Annotated in this window: 10 protein-coding genes; 9 read left to right on the top strand and 1 reads right to left on the bottom strand. The window is 65.7% G+C overall.

What is annotated here, in order from left to right; translation table 11 throughout:
• Nucleotides 1-43: 43 nt before the first annotated feature.
• The 6 genes from PVE73_RS06315 to PVE73_RS06340 are packed head-to-tail and all read left to right on the top strand — an operon-like array spanning nucleotide 44 to nucleotide 4,662.
• Nucleotides 44-373, top strand: a complete 330-nt coding sequence (locus tag PVE73_RS06315) for a hypothetical protein (RefSeq protein WP_277366136.1) — start codon at nucleotides 44-46, stop codon at nucleotides 371-373.
• Complete coding sequence (locus PVE73_RS06320; RefSeq protein WP_277366137.1) at nucleotides 370-1,149, top strand: SCO family protein; 780 nt, start codon at nucleotides 370-372, stop codon at nucleotides 1,147-1,149. Before PVE73_RS06315 ends, PVE73_RS06320 begins: the two co-directional genes overlap by 4 nt.
• On the top strand, nucleotides 1,146-2,096 hold the full coding sequence (gene coxB, locus PVE73_RS06325) for a cytochrome c oxidase subunit II (RefSeq protein WP_277366138.1): 951 nt from the start codon (nucleotides 1,146-1,148) through the stop codon (nucleotides 2,094-2,096). The genes PVE73_RS06320 and coxB overlap by 4 nt, the downstream gene beginning before the upstream one ends.
• Entirely contained in the window at nucleotides 2,093-3,754 is a 1,662-nt protein-coding gene (locus PVE73_RS06330; protein WP_277366139.1) for a cbb3-type cytochrome c oxidase subunit I, read from the top strand. The genes coxB and PVE73_RS06330 overlap by 4 nt, the downstream gene beginning before the upstream one ends.
• Entirely contained in the window at nucleotides 3,747-4,382 is a 636-nt protein-coding gene (locus PVE73_RS06335; protein ID WP_277366140.1) for a cytochrome c oxidase subunit 3, read from the top strand. The genes PVE73_RS06330 and PVE73_RS06335 overlap by 8 nt, the downstream gene beginning before the upstream one ends.
• Before the next feature lie 4 nt (nucleotides 4,383-4,386).
• Entirely contained in the window at nucleotides 4,387-4,662 is a 276-nt protein-coding gene (locus PVE73_RS06340; protein ID WP_277366141.1) for a cytochrome C oxidase subunit IV family protein, read from the top strand.
• Between the two features lie 64 nt (nucleotides 4,663-4,726).
• On the opposite strand, the gene PVE73_RS06345 is transcribed toward PVE73_RS06340, so the two are convergent.
• On the bottom strand, nucleotides 4,727-5,098 hold the full coding sequence (locus tag PVE73_RS06345; RefSeq protein ID WP_277366142.1) for a sensory rhodopsin transducer: 372 nt from the start codon (nucleotides 5,096-5,098) through the stop codon (nucleotides 4,727-4,729).
• Between the two features lie 844 nt (nucleotides 5,099-5,942).
• Between PVE73_RS06345 and PVE73_RS06350 the strand changes: the two genes are divergently transcribed.
• The 3 genes from PVE73_RS06350 to PVE73_RS06360 are packed head-to-tail and all read left to right on the top strand — an operon-like array spanning nucleotide 5,943 to nucleotide 24,714.
• Nucleotides 5,943-17,519 (top strand): hypothetical protein, encoded by an 11,577-nt coding sequence (locus PVE73_RS06350; RefSeq protein ID WP_277366143.1) that lies wholly within the window; start codon nucleotides 5,943-5,945, stop codon nucleotides 17,517-17,519.
• A complete protein-coding gene (locus PVE73_RS06355; RefSeq protein ID WP_277366144.1) occupies nucleotides 17,501-20,869 on the top strand; it encodes a hypothetical protein in 3,369 nt (1,122 codons plus the stop codon). The genes PVE73_RS06350 and PVE73_RS06355 overlap by 19 nt, the downstream gene beginning before the upstream one ends.
• Nucleotides 20,866-24,714: a TonB-dependent receptor gene (locus PVE73_RS06360; protein WP_277366145.1), complete on the top strand. Its 3,849-nt coding sequence runs from the start codon at nucleotides 20,866-20,868 to the stop codon at nucleotides 24,712-24,714. The genes PVE73_RS06355 and PVE73_RS06360 overlap by 4 nt, the downstream gene beginning before the upstream one ends.
• The last annotated feature ends 51 nt before the right edge of the window (nucleotides 24,715-24,765 follow it).

Raw genomic sequence — 24,765 nt, forward strand, 5'->3', positions numbered from 1 at the left:
CGAAGACGTTGTCGAAGACGGCTATGAGCCCCGGGATGTCCCGGTGCGGCTCGTCGCCTGGCTCGGCGGAGGGCTCTTCGCCGTCATCATCCTTTCCGGCCTGGCGGTTGCCGGCCTGCTGGCGCTTTTCTTCCATCTCCGACAGCCGGCAGATGTCATGCCACTCGAGACGGTCGAGCAGGTGCCGCCTGCGCCGCGCCTCGAAACCGCACCGGAGGGAGACCGGATCGCGATCGAGCGGGAGGCGAAGAGCAGGCTCGAAGGCTATGCCTGGGCCGATCGCAGCGCCGGCACGGCGCGCATTCCGATCGAGCGGGCGATGGAACTTGTGGCCAAGGAGGACTGGCCGGACGGGGAGGGAGGCCGCCGATGAAGCGTTTTCTCATCCTCGTCGCCCTGGTATTCGCCTGCAGTTCGGCATTCGCCTTCGATCCGTTCAACGAGGCGGGGATCGACCAGCGCCCCGGCGCGCAAGTGCCGCTCGACGGGGCCTTCGTGGATGAGGCAGGCAAGTCCGTAACGCTTGCCGAACTCGCTGGCGGCAAGCCCATGCTGCTGGTCCCGGTGCTGCACAACTGCCCGAACATCTGCGGAGTCACGCTTTCCGGGCTTGCGCAGGCGGCGCGGGCGCAACCCTTCGAGCCGGGCGAGGATTTCATCATCGTGACCTTCGGCATCGACCCGAAGGAGGGGCCGGCGGAAGCGCAGGCCTCGCTTGCAGAGCTCAGCCAAGCCTTTCCCGAATTCGGGGGGAAGGCCCACGCGGTGACGGGCCGCGCGGAGGCGATCCGGGCCGTCACGGACGCGCTGGGCTATCGCTATGCCTGGGACGACCGGATCGGGCAGTACGCCCATGTGGCGGCCACGGCGGTGCTCACGCCCGACGGGAAACTTGCGCGCTGGCTCTATGGCCTTGCGCCGGAGCCCACGGACCTGCGCCTGGCACTCACCGAAGCGGGGGAGGGGCAGGTGGGCAACTGGCGCGACCAGCTTCTCCTGCTGTGCTATCACTACGACCCGGAGACGGGCCGTTACGGCTCGCTCGTCTGGATGCTGCTGCGGGTCGGCGGCGGGCTCACCGTGGCGGCGGGGCTCTCCTTCATCGGTTCTTCCATCCTGCGCGAGCGGCAGGCGGGAGGCCGGCGATGAACGGTTTCCTCCGGTTATGGCCCGCCGAAGCTTCCGCCCACAGCGGCAATGTCGACCTGCTCGTCATGGGCATATCGGCGCTGAGCCTGCTTCTTTCCGCGCCCGTCTTCGTCCTGCTCGTCGTCTTCGCGGTCAAATACCGACGAGGCAAGGATGCGGACCGGCGCCATCCGGTCGACCGGAACGTGTGGCTCGAGACCTCCTGGGCGGCCATCCCGTTCGTGCTTCTTCTCGTCTTCTACACCTGGTCGACCTGGTCCTTCTTCGACCTCCAGCGTCCGCCCGCCGGCGCACTGGAAATCGACGTCGTGGCCAAGCAGTGGATGTGGAAGTTCCAGCATCCCGGCGGCCAGCGCGAGATCAACGAGCTGCACGTGCCCGTCGGCCAGCCGGTGCGGCTCACCATGGCCTCGCAGGACGTGATCCACAGCCTCTATATCCCGGCGCTGCGCCTGAAGCAGGACGTCGTGCCCGGCCGCTACACGCATATGTGGTTCACCGCCGACAAGCCCGGAATCTACCGGCTCACCTGCGCGGAATATTGCGGCACGGACCATTCCGTCATGGGCGGCCGCTTCGTGGTCATGGACGCGCGCGACTACGAACGCTGGCTCGAGGAATCCGATGTCGACCAGCCGCTCGCAGAAGCCGGTGCGGCCATCTTCCGCAGCCGCGGCTGCAGCGGCTGTCACGGGCCCGCCGCCACCGTCCACGCGCCCCCGCTCGAAGGGCTCTACGGCGGCCCCGTGCCGCTCGAAGGCGGCGAGATCGTCACCGCGGACGAGCAATATATCCGCGACAGCATCCTGCTTCCGCAGTCGCAGATCGCCGCCGGCTATCCGCGGATCATGCCGACATTCCAGAACGTCCTTTCGGAGGACGAGGTGCTCAAGCTCGTCGCCTACATCAAGTCGCTCGCCTCGGCACGAGGGGAGGGGCAGCCATGAGCCACACGAGCGACGTCAGGCACGACAAGGATTTCGAGCGCCGCGGGCTTTACGAGACCGAGGCCGAGCGCGAGAGCTACCTGCGCGCGGGGCACACGCTCAAATCCTGGCTGCTCACCACCGACCACAAGCGCATCGCCATTCTCTATCTCTTCTCTATCACCTTCTTCTTCTTCGTCGGAGGGATGGCGGCCGGGCTGGTGCGGGCGGACCTGCTCACGCCGCAGGGGGACCTGCTCACCAACGAGGGCTACAACCGCGCCTTCACCATCCATGGCGTGATCATGGTCTGGTTCTTCCTGATCCCGTCGATCCCGAATACCTTCGGCAACTTCCTGATCCCGCTGATGATCGGCGCGCGCGACCTCGCCTTCCCCCGCCTCAACCTCCTGTCCTGGTACATCTACATGCTGGGCGGGCTCTTCACGCTCTATGCGCTGATCGCAGGCGGCGTGGATACGGGCTGGACGTTCTACGCACCCTTCTCCTCCATGTTCGCCAACGGCCATGTGGTGCTGGTGGCGGCGGCGGTCTTCGTCGTCGGCTTCTCCTCCATCCTGACCGGGCTCAACTTCATCGTCACCGTGCACAAGCTGCGCGCGCCGGGCCTCACCTGGGGCAGGCTCCGGCTCTTCGTCTGGTCGCATTACGCGACCTCGGTCATCCTGGTGCTCGCCACGCCGGTGCTCTCGATCACGCTGGCGCTGATCGCCGCCGAGCGGCTCTTCGGCCTCGGCGTCTTCGATCCGGCGCTGGGCGGCGATCCGCTGCTCTTCCAGCATCTCTTCTGGTTCTACAGCCACCCCGCCGTCTACATCATGGTGCTGCCGGCCATGGGCGTCGTCAGCGAGCTCGTCTCGGCGGCCGCGCACAAGCCGGTCTTCGGCTACTGGTTCGTGGCCGGCTCGTCCATCGCCATCGCCGTTATCGGCTTCCTCGTCTGGGGGCACCACATGTTCGTGGCCGGCCAGTCCATGTATGCGAGCGCCGTCTTCTCCTTCCTGAGCCTCGCCGTCGCCGTGCCGTCCGGCATCAAGGTCTACAACTGGACTGCCACCCTCTACAAAGGCCACATATCGCTCGACACGCCCTTCCTCTATGCGGCGGCCTTCATCGGGCTCTTTGTCGTCGGCGGCCTGACCGGGCTGATCGTCGCCATGCTGGCGATCGACGTGCATGTGCACGACACCTATTTCGTCATCGCCCATTTCCACTACATCATGGTGGGCGGCACGGTGTCGGCCTATTTCGGCGCGCTGCACTACTGGTGGCCGAAGATGTTCGGCCGCAACTACTCCCATGTCTGGGGGCGGCTTTCGGCCATCTTCATCTTCCTCGGCTTCAATCTCACCTTCTTCCCGCAGTTCATCCTCGGCTACCTGGGCATGCCCCGGCGCTACCACGTCTATCCCGACGACTTTCAGGTGCTGCACGTGCTGTCCTCGGCCGGCGCGGGCGTGCTCGGCATCGCCTATCTCCTGCCCTTCACCTACCTTTTCTATTCGCTGCGCTACGGGCCGCCGGCGCCGGCCAATCCGTGGAACGCGGCGGGCCTCGAATGGACGGTCCCCTCTCCGCCGCCCAAGCACAATTTCGAGGAGCAGCCAGTGATCACGGGTCCGCCCTACGATTACGAGATGGAGTACAAGGATGCCTGAGCGCGTGGAGGTGCACGAGCCCTATCGCCGGCCGGGGCAGCAGCACGAGGCTGACATGCTCGGCATGTATGTCTTCCTCGCCACGGAGATCATGCTCTTCGGCGGCGTCTTCGCGGCCATCTTCGTGATCCGCGGCCTGCACCCGGAAGCGTTCGTCGCCGCGTCGAAGAAGATGCATCTGTGGATCGGCGCGGGGAATACGCTCGTGCTCCTGACTTCGAGCCTTTGCGTGGCGTTGGCCGTCGCGGCCTCCCGCGCGGGCAGGGTGCGCTGGACCGCCGGCCTGCTTTCGGCTGCTGCTGGCCTCGGCATCCTCTTCCTCGGCTTCAAGGGGCTGGAATACTGGCTCGAATACCGCGACGGACTTCTTCCCGCTCTGAGCTGGCCCACCCGGTTCTCCGGGCCGGTGGAGGAGCTCTTCATGAACCTCTACCTCATCGCGACGGGGCTCCATGCCTTCCATCTCACCGTCGGGATATGCCTCCTCCTCTTCCTCGCCTGGCGGATCCGGCGGGGCTCTCTCCCCCTGCCGAACCGGGCCGTGACGGTCGAGACCTCCGGCCTCTACTGGCACCTGGTCGATATCGTCTGGGTGTTCCTCTACCCCGCGCTCTATCTCGCACGGTGAGGGCATGGGCGGCATCCGGCCATATGTCCTCACCTGGGCGGGCCTCCTTGCGCTCCTAGCCCTCACGGTCTCGGCAAGCTTCCTGCTCAGCGGCCCGCCGAGCCTTCTGGCCGGCATGGCCATCGCGCTCGCCAAAGCGGCGCTGATCCTCTGGTTCTTCATGCATCTTCGCGAGGAGACGGGCCTCGTGCGGCTCTTCGCCATCGCCGCCGCCGCGTGGCTGGTGATCCTGGCGCTGCTGACCTCGGCCGATTACGCCACCCGCCATCTTTCCGGCTGATGCGGTCCGCCCAGGGCGGAGCCGCTTCCATGCGCCCGGTCCATTTGAGCGCGACAAGCGGCCGTCAGGCTTCCGAATAGGCGATGGTGGACAGGAGCGCGTTTTCCGCCTGCCGGCTGTCGAGCCGCGTATGCTGCACCACGATGGGCTCGTCCGAGGTGATGATGCTGGCATAGGGCGTGTCGCGCGGGATCTCCTCCGGGTCCTTCAACTCGTTGAAGCGCAGGTGCACCGTGCGCCGCGCCGGCACGAGGGCGCGATAGGGGCCCACGGGGTCGCGGTCGGTGAAATACACCATGATCTCCACATGGGCGTCGCGCTCGCCCGCGTTCAGCAGGCAGGCGGCCTCATGGCTGGTCATGGCCGGCGCCGGCCCATGGCTCGTGCCGGGAATGTAGCCTTCCGCGATCGCCCACTGCGTGCGTCCGATAGCCATGACGTCCCTCTTCGAAAGCATCTCGGTCGCACCCGGAACGTTCCTCCGCGCCACCTTGTTCCGGCTTCCTTTCCGGGCTTTTCCGGCAGCGCCGGAGACAAGGCGTTGCGAATCAGGGGAAACGCAGCAGAAGCGGCACGCGCCACAATTTTGCCGGGAAGAAGGCGCCGGATAAGCGGCGCCAGGGTGTAGCCGCTAAGCCGCTGTTAAGCATGCGCTGCCCGCTCGGACGATTTTTTCCGACCTTCACATGACTTTTGTGAAACCGGCGAAGTATTCTGAAATACATCTTCCGCCGAGTATGCCTTCCTCCCCGTGCGGAGTTGTCCGTACGGGGGTTTTTGTCGAGGCTGGGTGATTCGCGTCAGGCAACAGGCGCGGGCCGAGACAGGTGGCGGCAAGCAACAGCTGAAGAAGCCCTCTTTCGGACGACTCGTTTCGAGGGGGCAATTGCATGCGGAATGCATTTTCGCTGCGCGCTGTCGCGCGCCGTCTGGTCGACTACTTTGCTCGCGCAGCGAGGCCTCCACTCATCGACCCGCTTCCGACGGCGGTGATTTCCGAATCCATCACAAGGGTGACGTTGCCTTGTCGCGTGCGCTCCGGGATGGCTGGTTTGGCTATTTCCGTTGCTGCCACCGCGGTGCTTTGGAGCGGTAACAGCCAAGCGGTGGAGGCGCCCTCGCAGGCGTGGCCGTCCGCGATCTCGGGAACTGGTGCCACTGTTGGCGCCACGCGAACCTTCACGTGGGGAAGGCCCCTCCCTTATGGCAGCCCAAACGTTACCGCGACCCAAACCATCACATCGCGGGTGGCCGCGCCATCTGCCGCCGGCTGCCTCTTCATGGGAGGATCCGGAACGGCCTCAAGCCTGAACAGCTTTTCGAACGTCGCTACCTTCATCGAGCCGGACTTTACCAATTACGGGCTGGTGGCGAACAGCTGTATCGAGGGGAGCAACGGCTACGTCTCCAGCTTCGTCCTCAGCAAGCCGCTGATCGCCCCGATCTTCCATCTCTACAATCTGGATGCATCGCGCCTCGCAATCACCGGCACGAGCACCACGGGTGCCGCGATAGGCCTGCAGGCGATCGTCAGGAACAACCTGATGGATGTCAGCGGCACGACGCTGAACAACACCGTTCAGCCGGCGACCACAAACGGCTGCAACAACAACACCACCGCCGATACCATCAACGGTGCCTGCGGCTCCTTCCGTGTGACTGCGTCCTCCGGCCTCATCCAATCTCTGACCTTAAATCACAATGCGACGCCTCCCGTGAGTAACCCCGTCGGTTTCAATGACGGCAACGCATGGACGCTCTCCTTCCCCACCGCCCCGCTGACGAAGCAGTTCAGCCCCGCCACGATCATGGCGGGAGAGACGAGCCAACTCACCTTCTCGATCGCCAATCCCAACCAGTCGGCCTCGGTCACGCTCACGCCGCTGGACTTCACCGACAACCTGCCGGCGGGCGTGACGCTCGCTTCGGCCACGGCGACGAACAACGGAAGCTGCGGCACGCCTTCGGTCACTGACGCGTCCGGAGGGGCTCTTGCCGTGGGCGCGACCTCCGTGCGGGCAACCAACATCAGTGTCGCTCCCGGCGCCACCTGTACGGTCACCGTCGATGTGACGGCAACGGCGGCGGGCAGCTACACGAACGACACCAGCAATATGTCGTCCAGCGTCGGCAACCTCGTTCCGACCGGCAGCACAACGCTGACGGTCAACGCGCAGCCGACATTCGGTTCGTGCGACGGGACCATGTATCTGTCTCAGGGCGACCCAACGGGGCTCTACAGCTTCGACACCTCGTCGAATCCCTTCCCCGTCAATCCGGTCGGCCCTATTTCGGATGTGCTGTATAATGGCACGGCCTACAATCCGGCTGACAATTACATTTACGCGATACGCTATACGCCGCCTTCCCCGACGAACGTCCTGCTCAGGATCGGCAGTGACGGCATCGTGGCGGAAATGGGACCCATTGCAGGTCTGCCGGACGGCGGTGGCTACGGCATCGGCGAGATCGCACCCGACGGGAGCTATTACACCAAGGCGGCGGGAAACAACGGTGTGCTCTATCGCGTGGATATCGCAACGCGGACGGCCACTCCCATCACCATGTCGCAGTCGATCAGCGTGCACGATCTGGCTTGGCATGACGGGCTGCTGTACGCGAGCGAAGCCGGCGGCTCGCTCTATTCCATCAACCCGACGAGCGGGTTCGTCAGCGAGATTGGCCCCACGGGTGTGGCTGGGGCTTTCGGCGCCTTGTACGGTGCCACCAACGGCGTCTATGGCGGCAACAACAATGGCGGCTTCTACCAGTTCGACCTGACGACGGGTGCCGCGACGCTGATCTCGGACCTGCCGGGTTCGTCCAACAACGACGGTGCCAAGTGCGTCAACTCGCCGGTTGAGCTGCCTGCCGACCTCGCGATCACCAAGGACAACGGCGTGACGACCTACACGCCGGGGCTGGACGCAAGCTACACCATCACCGTCACCAATAACGGCCCCTTCGGCGTGCAGAATGCCCAGATCAGCGATCCGCTTCCCGCCGGCGTCACCATTGCCAACTGGACCTGCGGCAATGCCACCGGCGGCGCCGTTTGCGGCGCGGCGAACGGCACGGGCGCGATCGACACAACGGCCAACCTGCCGGCGGGGTCCTCCGTCACCTACACGCTCTCGATGGGCGTTCCGTCGGGCCAGACCGGCAGCTTCACCAACACGGCGACGGTGACCACGCCGGATGGCGTAACCGATACCAACACAGCCAACAACACCGACAGCGACACCGACACGATGGCGCCGCCGCCTGTCTCCGGCGCGTGCTCGCCGCGTCTGCTGACCCCAGCCTTGTCCTACACGCTCGCGCCATTCAGTGTCTCCGGCACGGTGCAGAGGTCGGGCGCCCCCAACGGGTGGAATCCCGACAATCCGTGGTCGACCTTTGGCGGGAATTATGTCTTCCGGTGGACCTTCAACCAGCCGGTACCGGCAAACTGGATCCAGTTTGCCGTTTACGATGTCGGCGGCGGGACGGCCTATCCGACCACGCCGCCCTCGATCAGTGTCTCGCTGGCGGGCGGCACGGCAACCCCGGCGGACTTTTCCATCGTTCCGGACTCCCAGCCCATCATGAACGACATGACCTACAACGCCTCCACGGGCGCGCTGGGTTACGTCACTTCGAGCGATGGCAGGAAGGCGATCGCCACGCTGCGGGGAAATTCGGCGGATACCGTCACCTCCATCACCATCACCGCCAACAATATCGAGATCGGTGACCATATCGCCCACCGGCTCTTTGTCGCTCCGGCCTGCCTGACCGTCGCGAAGGTGAGCCAGGACGGCACGGGCAGCTTCCAGATCGACCAGACGAATGTGGTGCAGGCGAACGGCACCGCCGTACCCTCGACCACGCTGACCACCACGGAGGCGGGCACCGCCGTCTCCTCGCCCGCCTACAACTCTGTTCCGGGCACGGACCTGACGCTCAGCGAGGTCGTGCCGGCGGGCTGGAACCTCGCCTCGGCTGTCTGTACCGACCAGAACGCGGGCTCCACCGGCAACCCGACCGTGATCGGCAGCTTCACGTCGCCCACGCTCACCATTCCGGCAGCCAATGTGCGGCCGCAGTCCGATATCCAGTGCCTGTTCACAAACGAGCAGAGCCAGGTCGATCTCGCCATCACCAAGGATGACGGCTCGGCCACCTACAGGCCCGGCTTCGACGCCACCTATGCGATCGTCGTCACCAACAACGGCCCGGACGGCGTCGCGGGCGCGCAGGTGAGCGACCCGCTGCCGGCGGGCATCACCGATGCGACCTGGACCTGCGGCGGCGAGACCGGCGGCGCCGTCTGCGCCGTACCGAGCGGTACGGGCGCGATCGACACGACCGCGGATCTGCCCGCCGGCGCTTCCGTCACCTACACGCTCAGCATGAGCGTGCCCGCAAGCTTCAGCGGCAGTCTCACCAACACCGCAACGGTGAGCGTGCCGGACGGGATGACGGAAGCCGACACGAGCAACAACACGGCCAGCGATACGGACACGATGGAGATCCCGCCCAGTTCGGGCGCCTGCTCGCCGCGCCTTGTGACCGCGGGCAATACCTTCACGCTGTCGCCTTTCCCGATCACCGGCACCGTCCAGAAAACCGCTGGCGCGTGGCAGACCGATCAACCCTGGGCGACGCAAGGCGGCGATGACTACACGATCCGGTGGACCTTCTCGCAGCCGATTCCGGCGAACTGGATCCAGTTCGCAGTCATCGATGTCAACGAAACCGGCACAGCCGATTACGATGCGGTCCCGCCGGTCTTCACCGTCGGGCTGGGTGCAGGGAGCACGGCTACGACAGCCGATTTCTCGCTCGCTCGAGGGGATCTGACCTATTCGGGCGGTGCCGTTCGCTTCAGTCCGGGCGGGCCTTACCGGCAGTCGGGCTTCGTGCACGGAACCAGCGCCGACACGATCACCTCTATCAGCATTACATCCAGCAACGTCAGCAGTGGCGACAACATTGCCAACTCGCTTTTCGTCCGCCCGCCCTGCCTGACGGTCTCGAAGGTGAGCGAAGGCGGCACGGGCAGCTTCCAGATCGACATGACGAATATCGTTCAGGCGAACGGCACCGCCGTTCCCGCGACGACGCTGACGACGGCCGAAGCGGGCACCGCCGTCTCCTCGCCCATGTATTTCGGGCGGGACACGCGGACGGATATCACGCTCAGCGAGGTCGTGCCGGCCGATTGGGCGCTCCAGACCGCCGTCTGCACCGACCAGAATTCCGCCAATACCGGCAATCCGACGACGATCGGCAGTTTCGCCGCGCCGGCGATGACCATCCCGGCCGCCAATGTGAGGCCGGAGGCGGACATCCAGTGCGTCTTCACCAACGAGCAGCGCACGGCGGACCTTGCGATCACCAAGGATGACGGCGCCACCACCTATGCGCCGGGAACGGATGTCGTCTACACGATCGTGGCCACGAACAACGGCCCGGACGACGTGACCGATGCGGCGATCGACGATCCGCTGCCGGCCGGCATCACGACGGCGAATTGGACCTGCGGCGGCGAGACCAACGGCGCCGTGTGCGATGCGGCGAACGGCACCGGTGCGATCGCGACCACGGCCGACCTGCCTTCAGGCGCGTCCGTCACCTACACGCTCACCATGAGCGTGCCGACCGATTTCACGGGCGATCTCGTGAACACGGCGACCGTCACGGCGCCCGCCGGCGTGATCGACGCCACTCCCGAGAACAACGCCGCCACCGATACCGACACCCCGGCCGATCCGGTCGTGAGCGTGCGCAAGGAACTCATCGGCGAAAGCATCACGACGAACGATCTCGCCGAGCCCGGCGAGGTGCTCACCTATCAGGTGACGATCACCCATGAGGGCGGCTCGGCCTTCGGGGATTTCGAGTTCATCGAGAACATCCCGAACGGCGCGACCATGACCCGCGTCGACGGCGCGAGCGGCTTCACGGACCCGGTTACGGGGTCGTCCACCATCCTTCTCACCGTGGCCGAAGTGCCGGTGGGCGGCGAGGCCGTGGTCGAGATCGACCTGACGGTGGCTGCGCCCATTCCGCTCGGCACCACGGATATCACCAATCGCATCAGCGGCGGCGACGTGCCGGAAGACTGCACGCAGTGCTCGGTGACGACGCCCACGCCGCCCTATACGCCGAACCCGCCGGACACGATGTCCTGTTCGACCTCCGGTGCCTATTTCAACACGGCCTATGACGGCGCCGGCGGCATGAAGACGAGCGGCTTCGACAATTACTGGCAGGTGGCGCTGACGCCGACGCCAGTAACCGGCGCACCTCCGGCAGGGCTCACCTGGGGCGCCGCGACGGTCGTCAGCAACCCGCCGGCTGTCTATATCACGTCGCCCTTCGGCAATGCGAACTGGATCTCCAACAGTTCGACAGCAATGCACCCCAACCCCACCGTCAACTACGACATCTTCTACCGTTATCAGTTCAATCTCGATCCGGCGGTCGATCCGGCAAGCCTCGACCTGGACATGAGCTTCTATGCCGACAACTCGGTCTACCAGGTCTGGGTGAACGGGGTGGCGCAGAACATCCAGTCGGGCTTCGGCGGGGCAGACCCCTACTTCTACGGCGGATTCGGCGCCGGCGGTGTCGCTATCGGCTCCATGAACGGTGCCTGGCAGACGGGCTTCAACGAGATCATCGTCCACGTGAAATCGGGCCCGGGTGCCCAGGCCTTCATGGCGCAGATCAATTCGGAGGCGATCTGCCAGCCGAAGGTCACGCTGCGCAAGGTGGTGACGAACGACGACGGCGGGACGAATGCCGCCACCGACTTCACGCTGCGCGCCACCAACAACGCCACGCCCGCCGATGTGATCGAAGGCCCGACGGGTGATGCGGCCGTCACCAATGTCTCGATCCCGGCGGGCACCTACACGCTGGCCGAGGACAGCTTGCCCGGCTACGCGCCGAGTCTTTACTCCTGCGCCGTCGACGGCGGTGCGACCGCGCCCGTGGCCGACAACCAGCTGACGCTCGCCAACGGCCAGAACGCCATCTGCACGATCACCAATGACGACTTCGTGCCGGTGAAGGCGCTGACGGACGAAAGCGGCTCGATCCCCGACGTGGCCGAGCCCGGCGAGACGCTCACCTATACGGTGACGCTCACCAACGACGGCGACAGCGACGCGTTCTACGATCTCACCGACAATATCGACGACCTGACCACCTATGTGGGCGGCTCGACGGCGGGAACCGCCGGGGCCGCGGAGCCGACGGGCACCGACCCGCTCACCTGGGCCGGCATCACCATCCCGGCCAACAGTTCGGTGACGGTGGAGTACCAGGTCACGGTGGCCGACACGATCCCCGCCGGGGTGACGGAGATCGGCAACGTGGCCTACAGGACCGGCGATCCGCAGCCTGATTGCGACGTCACGCCGACGCCACCCAACTGCGTCAAGGTGCCCGCATCGGGCGCGGCCACCCCGTCGAAGAACCTGACCGGCGAGAGCGGCTCCATCCCCGATGTGGCCGAGCCCGGCGAGACGCTCACCTACACGGTGACGCTGACGAACAGCACTGCCCAGCCTGCGGTCCATGACCTGGTCGACCATATCGACGGCAACACCGGCTATGTGGCGGCCTCCGCCACCGTCGGCGGTGTGGCACAGGAGCCCTCGGGCAGCGGTCCGCTGACCTGGGCCGATATCGTCGTGCCGGCGAACGGGACGGTCGAGGTGATCTACCAGGTGACGGTTGCTAACCCGATCCCCGACGGGGTGACGGAGATCCGCAACGCGGCGACGGATGACTGCACGGCCAATCCGGACGCCTGCGTCACCACACCGACGCCCGGGACGGCGGTGCCCTCGAAGCAACTGACGGGCGAGAGCGGTTCGGTAACCGACGTTGCCGAACCCGGCGAGACGCTGACCTATACGGTGACGCTGACGAACGGCGGCACGGTCGGCGCCCTCCACGACCTCGTCGACAACATCGACGACAACACGACCTATGTGGCGACGTCCGCCACCGTCGACGGCGTGGCACGGGAGCCTTCGGGCACCGATCCGCTGACCTGGGCGGACATCGTCGTGCCGGCGAACGGCACCGCCGAGGTGATCTACCAGGTGACGGTGGTCACCCCGATCCCCGCCGGGGTAACCACCATCCGCAATGCAGCCACCGACGATTGCACGGCGAATCCCGACGCCTGCGTGGAAGTCCCCGCGCTTCAGGAAACGGATCTCTCGATCACCAAGGACAACGGCCGGGATATGCATTTCCCGGGCGAGTCCACCTATACGATCGTCGTCACGAACAACGGCCCAAATGGCGTCGCGGCGGCCGAGATCAGCGATCCGCTGCCTGTGGGCATCACCCAGGCGACATGGACCTGCGGCAACGTGACCGGCGGCGCCATCTGCGGCGCGGGGAGCGGCACGGGCGCGATCGACACCACTGCCGACCTGCCGGCCGGCAGTTCCGTGACCTATAGCCTGACGATGACAGTACCCTCGGGGATCATCGGCGATATCACGAATACCGCCACGGTGACCCTTCCCAACGGGGCCGCGGACATCGACGAGAGCAACAACACGGCGACCGACACGGACGAGCCGCAGCCCGACTTCGGCACCTGCGACGCGACCATGTATCTGGGGCAGAACCAGCCGACACAGCTTTTCCGGTTCGACACCTCCTCAAATCCCTTCGTCGTTGCACCCGTGGGCACGCCATCGTCGCACAACTACAACGCCGTCGCGATGAACCCGGTCGACAACTACATCTATGCGCTCGTCTCCACGGCCGGGACGGCCGGAACATTGGGGCGCATCGGCAGCGACGGCAGCCTGGCCGTGCTTGGGCCGGTTGACGGCCTGGGCGTCAATGCCATTGCCGGCGAGATCGGCCCGGATGGCACCTATTACGTGGTGGCCGGCGGCAGGCTCTACAGCATCGATATCCCCACCATGTCGGCGGATTCCGTCCCGTTGAGTCAAGCCGTCAACGGCCATGACCTCGCATGGCACAACGGGCTGCTTTACATAGCCGCGCCGAATAATGGCCCGCTTTACATGATCAATCCGTCGAACGGCCAGGTTTCGACCTCGACCGGTACCACCGGCGTGTCCGGCACCTTCGGCGGCCTGTTCGGCGCCCCCAACGGCGTCTTTGGCAGCAACAACGATGGCGGCTTCTACCGGTTCGACCTGGCGACGGGTCAGGCGACGCTGATCTCGAATCTGCAGGGTTCCAGCAACAATGACGGCGCGAAATGCGTGAATACGCCGCTGGATTTCCCGGTCGATCTGGAGATCGCCAAGGACAATGGCCGTGACATCTACGCGCCCGGGGAGACGACCTACACCATCACGGTGTCGAACAACGGCCCCTTCGGCGTGCAGAACGCGCTCGTCAACGACGCGCTGCCCGTGGGCATCACCGATGCCGAATGGACCTGCGGCACTCCTGTGAACGGCGGAAGCTGCGGGGTGCCGAGCGGCACGGGCGCAATCACCGATGCGCGCGTGAACCTGCCGGTCGGCGCCTCCGTCACCTTCGAGCTGACCATGACGGTGCCGATGAGCTTCACCGGCGACCTCGTCAACACGGCGACAGTGACGAGTCCGTCCGACTCTCCGGACACCGACACCAGCAACAACACGGCGACGGATACGGACACCGCGCAGCCGGACTTCGGCATGTGCACCTCCACCATGTATTTGGCTCAGGGTGACCCGACCACGCTTTACTCAGTCAGCACCTCCTCCAACCCCTTCAGCTATCCAGCCGTAGGTACCGCATCGGTCCCGTATAACGCCGCCGGGTACAATCCTGTCGACAACTATATCTATGCGCTCAGACTGGATCAAAGTGCGGACAACTATCGCCTGCTGCGTGTCGGCAGCGACGGTCTTGCGATTGATCTCGGGGTGGTTTCCGGTGGCGGGATCAATGTAGGCGGCGGTCTGATAAGCGGCGCGGGGATAGCGGCAGGCGATATCGCGGCCGACGGCTCTTACTACGTCAAGCACAACAGCAGCACCAGCCAGATGTGGCGAATCGACCTGTCCACTCGGACTGCGACGCTCATCACGTTGTCCCAACCGGTCGCAACGGCAGATATGGCCTGGTCCAATGGCCTGCTCTATGCCCACGACCCGAATACGGGAATGGTTTATTCGATAAGTCCCTCCGGGGCGGTGAACCCGATCGGGCAGTCGGGCGTTACCGCCGGTGGTTTCGGGGCTATGATCGGTGCCAGCAACGGTGTTTTCGGAGCTCTGAATTCCGGCGGCTTCTACAAGTTTGACCTTGCCACCGGGCAGGCGACGCTGATCTCCAGTTCACCGGCCACGACGAGCAACAATGACGGCGCAAAGTGCGCCACCACTCCGCTGGACTTCCCCGTAGACATCGCGGTCACCAAGGATGACGGCAGCCAGACCTACGCGCCGGGTGGCGACATCGTCTACACGATGGTGGTCACCAACAACGGGCCCTTCGGCGTGCAGAACGCGCTGGTGAACGATGCTCTTCCGAGCTTCGTCACCACAGCGACCTGGACCTGCGGATCTCCCACGGGCGCCGCGTCCTGCGGTGTTGCGAGCGGCAGCGGGAGCATCGTGGATGTGCCGGTGAACCTGCCGGTCGGGGACTCCGTCACCTTCACGCTCACCATGTCTGTGCCGTCGGACAAGACCGGAGAGATCATCAACACGGTCACCGTCACGACGCCTTCGGGCTCGCCCGACACCAACCCCGACGACAATACGGCGAGAGACCGCGACGTCTATCCGCTGGTCGAGACCGTGAAGAATCTCACCGCCGAAAGCGGCGAGATCCCCAATGTCGCGGAGGCGGGCGAGACGCTCACCTATACGGTGACGCTCAACAACACCGAGCCCTTCGACATAGAATACGACCTCACGGACAATATCGACGACAGCACCGAGTATGTGGCCAACTCTGCGAGAGTGGACGGGGTGGCGATAGAACCCGCCGGGCCCGATCCGCTCGTCTGGAGCGACATCGCCATCCCGGCGAACACGTCCGTCTCCGTCGTTTACCAGGTGCTTGTGGATACACCGATTCCCGACGGGGTGACGGAGATCCGCAACGCGGCGACGGAAGACTGTGCGGCCGCGCCGCAGGCGTGCACGGTGACGCCGACCCCAGGCAAGGTCACGCCTGACAAGCAGCTGACAGGCGAGGACGGCGGTTCGATTGCGGACGTCGCCGAGCCGGGCGAGGTGCTCACCTATACGGTGGTGCTGTCCAATGCCGGCGCGGGTGCCACGTTCTACGACCTCAACGACGACATCGACGCACTCACCAGCTATGTGCCGAACTCGGCGACGATCGATGGTGTGGCGGTCGAGCCGACGGGCACCGATCCGCTCTCCTGGCCCGACATCGAGGTTGCCGGAAATGGCAATGTGACGGTGATCTACCGGCTGCGTGTGGCCGACACGATCCCCGAGGACACGGAGACGATCGGCAACATCGCCTATGAGGACGGCACGGACCCCAATTGCGACACCAATCCGGATGCCTCCTGCACGAACACGAATGTGCCGGGCAAGGTCACGCCGGACAAGCAACTGACGGGTGAGGACGGCGGTTCGGTACCGGACGTCGCCGAGCCGGGCGAGGTGCTCACCTATACTGTGGTGCTGACCAATGCCGGCGCGGGTGCCGCGCTCTACGACCTCAACGACGACATCGACGCGCTCACCAGCTACGTGCCGAACTCTGCGACGATCGATGGCGTGGCGGTCGAGCCGACGGGCACTGATCCGCTCTCCTGGGCCGATGTCCCGGTTCCGGGGAACGGCACGGCGACGGTGATCTACCGGCTGCGTGTGGCTGACACGATCCCCGAGGACACGGAGACGATCGGCAACATCGCCTATGAGGACGGTACGGACCCCAATTGCGACACCAATCCGGACGCCTCCTGCACGAACACGAATGTGCCGGGCAAGGTCACGCCGGACAAGCAACTGACGGGTGAGGACGGCGGTTCGGTACCGGACGTCGCCGAACCGGGCGAGGTGCTCACCTATACGGTGGTGCTGACGAACGCCGGCGCGGGCGCCACGCGTTACGACCTGAACGACGACATCGACGCGCTCACCAGCTACGTGCCGAACTCGGCGACGATCGACGGAGTGGCGGTGGAGCCGACGGGCACCGATCCGCTCTCCTGGCCCGACATCGAGGTTGCAGGCGGCGGCAATGTGACGGTGATCTACCGGGTGCGTGTGGCCGACACGATCCCCGAGGACACGGAGACGATCGGCAACATCGCCTATGAGGACGGCACGGACCCCAATTGCGACACCAATCCGGATGCCTCCTGCACGAACACGAATGTGCCGGGCAAGGTCACGCCGGACAAGCAGCTGACAGGCGAGGACGGCGGTTCGATTGCGGACGTCGCCGAGCCGGGCGAGGTGCTCACCTATACGGTGGTGCTGTCCAATGCCGGCGCGGGTGCCACGTTCTACGACCTCAACGACGACATCGACGCACTCACCAGCTATGTGCCGAACTCGGCGACGATCGATGGTGTGGCGGTCGAGCCGACGGGCACCGATCCGCTCTCCTGGCCCGACATCGAGGTTGCCGGAAACGGCAATGTGACGGTGATCTACCGGGTGCGTGTGGCCGACACGATCCCCGAGGACACGGAGACGATCGGCAACATCGCCTATGAGGACGGCACGGACCCCAATTGCGACACCAATCCGGACGCCTCCTGCACGAACACGAATGTGCCGGGCAAGGTCACGCCGGCCAAGCTGCTGACGGGCGAGGACGGGGGGGGATACCTGGCGTCGCCGAGCCGGGCGAGGTGCTCACCTACACGGTGACGCTGACGAATTCGGGCGCAGCGGCGGCGCATTACGACCTTGCGGACAACATCGACGACCTCACCACCTATGTGCCTGGCACGGCGATGGTGGACGGCGCGGCGCGGGAGCCGGCGGGCGCCGATCCGCTCACCTGGGCGGACATCCTGGTGCCGCGGGGCAGCACGGTGGACGTGGTCTATTCTGTGAGGGTGGCGGACACGATCCCGGACGGTGTGACGGAGATCGCCAACGTGGCCTACAAGGACGGCGATCCCGAGCCCGACTGCACGGTAACGCCAAAGCCGGACGGCTGCGTGACGGTGCCGACACCCGGAACCGCGGTCCCGTCGAAGGACCTGACGGACGAAGACGGGCTCGTGCCCGACGTGGCGGAGCCCGGCGAGACGCTCACCTATACGGTGACGCTCACGAATAACGATTCCTCGGCGGCGCTCTACGATCTCAGGGACAATATCGATGCGCTGACGAGCTATCTGGCTGGTTCGACCTCGGGCACGGCGAATGCCGGCGAGCCGGATGCGAGCGATGGCGACACGCTGCTGTGGGCCGACATCGTGGTGCCGGCGAACGGCAGCGTGACCGTGATCTATTCGGTGACGGTGGCGGACGAGATCCCGTCCGGTGTGACGGAGATCAGCAATGTGGCCTACAAGGACGGCGATCCGGAGCCCGACTGTTCCGTCAATCCGCCGCCGGACGGCTGCGAGACGGTCCCGACACCGGGCACGGCCACGCCGGAGAAGAACCTGACGGATGAGGACGGACTGGTGTCGGGCGTTGCCGAGCCCGGCGAGACGCTCACCTATACGGTGACGCTGACGAATGCCGGTCCGGTCGCTGCACTCTATGACCTCAGGGACAATATCGACGCCCTGACGAGCTATCTGGCTGGTTCCACTTCGGGCACGGCGAATGCCGGCGAGCCGGATGCGAGCGATGGCGACACGCTGCTGTGGGCGGACATCGTGGTGCCGGCGAACGGCAACGTGACGGTGGTCTATTCGGTGACGGTGGCGGACGAGATCCCGTCAGGCGTGACGGAGATCAGTAACGTGGCCTACAAGGACGGCGATCCCGAGCCCGACTGTTCGACAACACCGATGCCGGACGGCTGCGTGACGGTGCCGACGCCCGGCACGGCCACGCCGGAGAAGGACCTGACGGCCGAGGACGGGCTCGTGGCCGATACGGCCGAGCCCGGCGAGACGCTCACCTACACGGTGACGCTGACGAATGCGGGGTCCGCGGCGGCGCTCTACGACCTCAAGGACAATATCGACGACAACACCACCTATGTGGCCGGTACGGCGAGGGTGGGCGGCGCAGTGCGCGAACCGGTCGGCAGCGATCCACTCACCTGGGCCGACATCGTGGTGCCGGCGAACGACACGGTGGACGTGGTCTATTCGGTCAAGGTCGTCGATACGATCCCGGCCGACGTGACCGAGATCGGCAATGTGGCCTATCGCGACGGGGACCCCGAGCCTGACTGCACCGTGGACCCTCTGCCGGCGGGCTGCGTGGTGGTGCCCACTCCGGGAACTGCGGTTCCGTCCAAGAGCCTGACGGAGGAGGACGGCCAGACGGATGGAATTGCCGAGCCGGGCGAGGTGCTGACCTATACCGTGACGCTGACGAATGCCGGCACGGCGGCAGCGCTCTACGACTTGGCCGACAATATCGACGACAACACCGCCTATGTGGCCGGCACGGCGACGGTGGACGGCGCGGCGGTGGAGCCCACCGGCAGCGATCCGCTCGTGTGGGCGGACCTGGTGGTGCCGGCCGGCGGGACCCTGGCGGTCGAGTACCAGGTGACGGTCGACGATCCGCTCGATCCGACGGTGACGGAGATCGTCAACCTGGCCTATCGCGAGGGCGATCCCGAACCCGACTGCGACGCCGATCCGATGCCGGAGGCCTGTGTGAAGGTGCCGGCGCCGGCGCCGGCGGTCACGCTTGAGAAGACGGGCCGGTTCGCCGACGAGAACCAGAACGGCGTGGCGGACGCGGGCGAGACGATCGTCTACACCTTCACGGTGGCGAACGAGGGCAATGTGCCGCTCGACGACGTGATGCCGAGGGATGCCGGCCCGACCTTCAACAAGGCAAGGGCAATGGGCGCCTTCTCCGAGATCAAGCCGGTCTCCGGTCCCTCGCCCGTGACGCTGGCGCCGCAGGGCGAGGACGGTTCGACGCGGGAGTTCACGGCAAGCTACACGCTGACCCAGGTCGATATCGACAATGGCGCGGGCATCGAGAACGGCGTGGAGAACACGGCGACGGCGCTCGGCTACGCCTTCGGCACGGCGGTCACCGGCGGCATGCCTGTGGAATCGAATGAGGACGTGGCCGTTCTGGCGCTGCCAGCCGCAGTGAGCGACCTGACGGTGACGAAGATCGCCAATCTGCGCTTCATCCGCCGCGGCGAGCAGGCGCCGTTCACCATCCGCGTGACGAACAGCGGCCCGTCGCAGGCGACCGGCATCACGGTGATCGACACCATGCCGGCGGGCTTCCGCTATGTGGAAGGCTCGGCCACGGTGGGTGGCGCCGAGGTGACGCCGGAGATCGCCGGACGGCAAATCCGCTTCGCCGATGTCGCGGTGCCCGGCAACGGGGAGATCGAAATCCGCCTGCGGCTCCTGGCGCTTTCGACGGCCGGTCCGGGCGAGCATGTGAACCTCGCCCATGCACAGGATTCTTCCGGCAACAAGCTCACGGCGACGGCGCGTGCGGTGGTGGAGATCATCGTCGAGCCGGTGTTCGATTGCGGCGACATCATCGGCAAGGTGTTCGATGACATCAACCGCAACGGCTACCAGGACCCGGGCGAGCCGGGTCTGCCGGGGGTCCGCGTCGCCACGGTGAAGGGCTGGCTCATCACCACGGACGAGCATGGCCGCTTCCATGTGGCCTGCGCCGATCTTCCTGAAGCGCGCATCGGCTCGAACTTCATCATGAAGCTCGACCCGCGGACGCTGCCCACGGGCTACCGGCTGACGACGGAGAATCCGCGCGTGGTGCGTCTGACGGCGGGCAAGATGACGGAGCTGAACTTCGGCGCCTCCATCGGCCGGGTGGTGCGGCTCGATCTCGCGGCGGAGGCCTTCGTGCCTGGCGAGGCGGAGCTTTCTGCCGAATGGGCCGCGGGCATCGACCAGCTGATCGAGGTGCTTTCGGCGGAACAGTCTGTCCTGAGGCTCTCCTATGTCGATGCGGCCGGCGACGAGACCCTGGCCGAAGCGCGGGTGAAACGAATGAAGGAGCTGATCGCGGACAGATGGCGACGGCGCGGGCGGGCCTATCCGCTGGATATCGAGACGCGCGTGGAGGCGGGGCAATGAAGATCCTTGTCACGAGCATGGTCCGCTTCGGCCACTTCGAGAAGCCTGGGGTGGGGGCGAGGCATGCCCACGCGAGGGGAGGACCCGACCTGAGATTGCTCCTGCTTGCCGGCACGGCTTTGGCCGGGCTGATCGCGGCTCCGTCGTTGGCGGCGGCTGAGGAGCCGGGAAAAGACGGCAAGGTGGTGGCCAACAGCGCAGTGCGACCGCTGCCGGTGGGCGAGAACACGGAAGCCGAAAGCCCTGCCGACAAGCCTGCCATCCCCTTCATGATCAGTGTTGACGGGGAGACGATCGACAAGAGCGCCGATCCCACTGAGGGCGAGGCCGAAGGAACACCTGCGGCAGGGGCCGGGGGACCGGCCGTGAAGACCGGGCGCCTGGCGCCCGGCGAGACTCCCTCGGCAAGTTCGGGACCGCCCGCACGGCCGGTGGACCGGCAGCGCCGGACGGACGTCTCGCTTGCCGCCGTCGACATCCAGGTGAAGTTCGACGGGTTGGAGGCCGAGCCCATGCTCAACGTCTCCACCATGCCGGTGGAGCGCACCTACAAGGCCGGCGAGACGGTGACGTTCCTCGCCACCGCGAACTATCCCGCCTTCATCGAGAAGGCGGAGATCCGCATCCTGCGGGAGGGCCGGGAGAAGGACGGGCCGGTGGCCATCATTCCTGTGGCGGTCAACGCCACAGCGGATTGGGTGATGCCGGATGCGGCCCGGGAAGAGGAGGGCGACTTCCTCTACGTGCTGCGCGTCTACGATGCCAAGGGCCGATTCGACGAGACCGAGCCGCTCACCGTCGCCCGCTCGGCCAAGGACCTGCCGCGGCACGAAAAGGCGGAGGCGACCGCGCCGGGCATGGGCGAGGACCGCACGGCGCGGCGCAACATTCCCATCCATGGCGGGGCGGTGACGGTCTACGGCCGCCATGTGCCGCCCGGCTTTGCCGTTTCCGTGCTGGGCGAGGAGATTCCCCTCGACCCGAACCAGTCCTTCGTCGTGCAGCGTATCCTGCCGCCCGGCGATCATGCGGTGAAGGTGGGCGTCAGCGGCCCTTCGAAATCGGGCGGGCTGAAATTTACCCGCGACATCAACATCCCCGACAACGACTGGTTCTATGTGGCGCTGGCCGATCTCACCATCGGCAAGCGCACGGGCGACGACCATGTCGAGGACGTGCGGCCGGGCGAATATGACGAGGTCTATTCCAAGGGACGGCTCGCCTTCTACCTGAAGGGTAAGATCAAGGGCAAATACCTGCTTACGGCCGCGGCCGACACGGGCGAGGACGAACTCGACGAGCTCTTCCGCAACCTGGACAGCCAGGACCCGCGCCAGATCCTGCGCCGACTCGATCCGGACGACTACTATCCCGTCTATGGCGACGATTCGACCTTCGTCGAGGATGCGCCCACCAAGGGCAAGTTCTACGTGCGGCTGGAGCGCGGCGACAGCCATGTCAGGTGGGGCAATTACAAGACCGAGGTTTCCGGCACGGAGTTCCTGCGCTCCGACCGGGCGCTCTACGGCGCTTCCGCCGTCTACAGGTCCGAAGAGACCACCTCCTTCGGCGAGCGGCGCACGGAAGTGGAAGCCTATGCCGCCCAGCCCGACACGCTGCCCTCGCGCGAGGAATTCCTGGGTACCGGCGGCTCGGCCTATTTCCTGCAGCGCCAGGACATCGTCGAAGGCTCCGAGACCGTGGCGGTGGAGACGCGCGATCCGGTCACCGGCCGGGTGCTCTCGCGCCAGGTGCTCGTCTATGGCGACGACTACTCCTTTGATTACATGCAGGGCGTGATCATCCTGCGCCGCCCGCTCACCTCCATGACCGGAACGGCAAGCCCCGTGCGCGAGACGGCACTCGGGGGCGGCAAGCTCTACCTGACCGTCAATTACGAGTACGAGCCGGTGGCATCGGACGTCGACGGCTATGTCTATGGCGGGCGGGCGCAGCACTGGTTCAACGATCATGTGCGCGTCGGCGTCACCGGCATGGACGATTCGACCGACATGGCCGACCAGAAGGCCTATGGGGCCGATATCACGCTGCGCCGGTCCGAAAAGACGTGGCTCAAGGCCGAGATCGCCCATTCCAAGGGCCGCGGCTTCGACCTGTCGCAATCCTCCGACGGCGGACTCACCTGGGGCAATGACGGGGAGGCCTACGACCCGGAAGACGACGAGGGCACGGCTTGGCGCGTTGAAGGCGAAGCGGATCTCCAAGAGCTCGGCGCGCCCGTGAAAGGCCGCATCGGGGCCTATTACGAGGAGAAGGAGAGGGGCTTCTCAACCCTTTACGACTATGCGGCCGTCAACCGGCGCATCTGGGGCGTGGATGGCAAAGTCGACGTGACGGAGAACCTCACTCTCGGCTTCTCCTATGACGACTTGAGTGACGACGACGGCCAGTCGCAGCGCAACGGCGAAGGCACGGTCTCCTGGGAGTTCGACCGGCACTGGAAGGTCTCCTTCGGCGTCTCCTACACGGAGCTGATGTCGCCCAGGGCGATCGATGCCGGCAAGTCGGGCTATGACGGCTCGCGCGTCGACGCGGGCGTGCGCGTCGACTACCGTATCGACGAGGACCGGCTGGTCTATGCCTTCGCGCAGGGCACGCTGGACCGCGCCGACGACATCGACCGCAACGACCGTGCCGGCATCGGCACCGAGTTCAGGCTCACCGACAAGATCGCGCTTTCCGGCGAGGTCTCCTACGGCACGCACGGGCTCGGCGCGCTCGCCGGCATCACCTACGATCCGACGGCCAACGACCACTACTATGTCGGCTACAAGCTCGATCCCGACCGCGCCTTCGACCTCGACCGCGACTACGAGCCCTTCGGCTACGACAAGGGCGCGATCGTCGCCGGCATGAAGCGCACCATGGGCGAGACGACGTCCGCCTATTCGGAATCGACCTACGACATGTTCGGCGAGCGCCATTCGCTGACCCAGACCTACGGCGTGATCTACACGCCCGACGCCATGTGGACGGTCGATGCCGGCCTCGAGATCGGCCGCGTGCGCGACAATACCGTGAGCGAAGGCGTCCAGCAGGAGGACTTCGACCGCTACGCCCCTTCGCTCGCCATCGGCTACAAGGACGAGGAGGCAGGCATCAAGGCCCGTGTGCGCGGCGAGGTGCGCATCGAGCGCTCCGACGACGGCACGCGGGACCAGAACACCTATCTCCTCGCCGCGGGCCTGAGCTGGAAGACCAGTCCCGACTGGCGGCTCCTCGCCCATATCGACGCGGTCGTCTCCGACACCCAGTCCTCCTCGACCTCCTTCGCCAACACCGACTATGTGGAGGCTTCCGTCGGCTATGCCTACCGGCCGGTCGACAACGAGAAGCTCAACGCGCTGTTCAAATACACCTGGCTTTACGACCTGCCGGGCAACAACCAGCTCATCAGCGGCGCCACGGGTGACAGTTTCGCTCCCGCCCAGCGCAGCCACATCGTCTCGGCCGACCTCATCTACGATCTCACCCCGTGGTTGTCGGTCGGCGGCAAATACGGCTTCCGCTACAGCGAGGTCAAATACCGCACCGGCGGCGGCTCCACCTTCGAGGAGGAGTGGCAGGCCTCGTCCGCCCATCTCGGCGTGCTGCGCGCCGACCTGCATTTGATCAAGAGCTGGGACGTGCTCATCGAGGGCCGCGCGCTCCACATGCCCGAGGCCGACACCACGGATTGGGGCGCGCTCGCCGCCCTCTACCGCCATGTCGGAAACAACTTCAAGGTCGGTGTCGGATACAATTTCGGGCGCTTCTCCGACGATCTCCGCGACCTCACCCTCGACGACCAGGGCGTCTTCCTCAACGTCGTCGGCAAATTCTGACCGCAGCCTCGCTCCCGCCAGACCAACAGGCGGGGGCGCTTTTTTCGGAAA

The organism is Chelativorans sp. AA-79, assembly GCF_029457495.1.
Classification (GTDB): Bacteria; Pseudomonadota; Alphaproteobacteria; order Rhizobiales; family Rhizobiaceae; genus Chelativorans.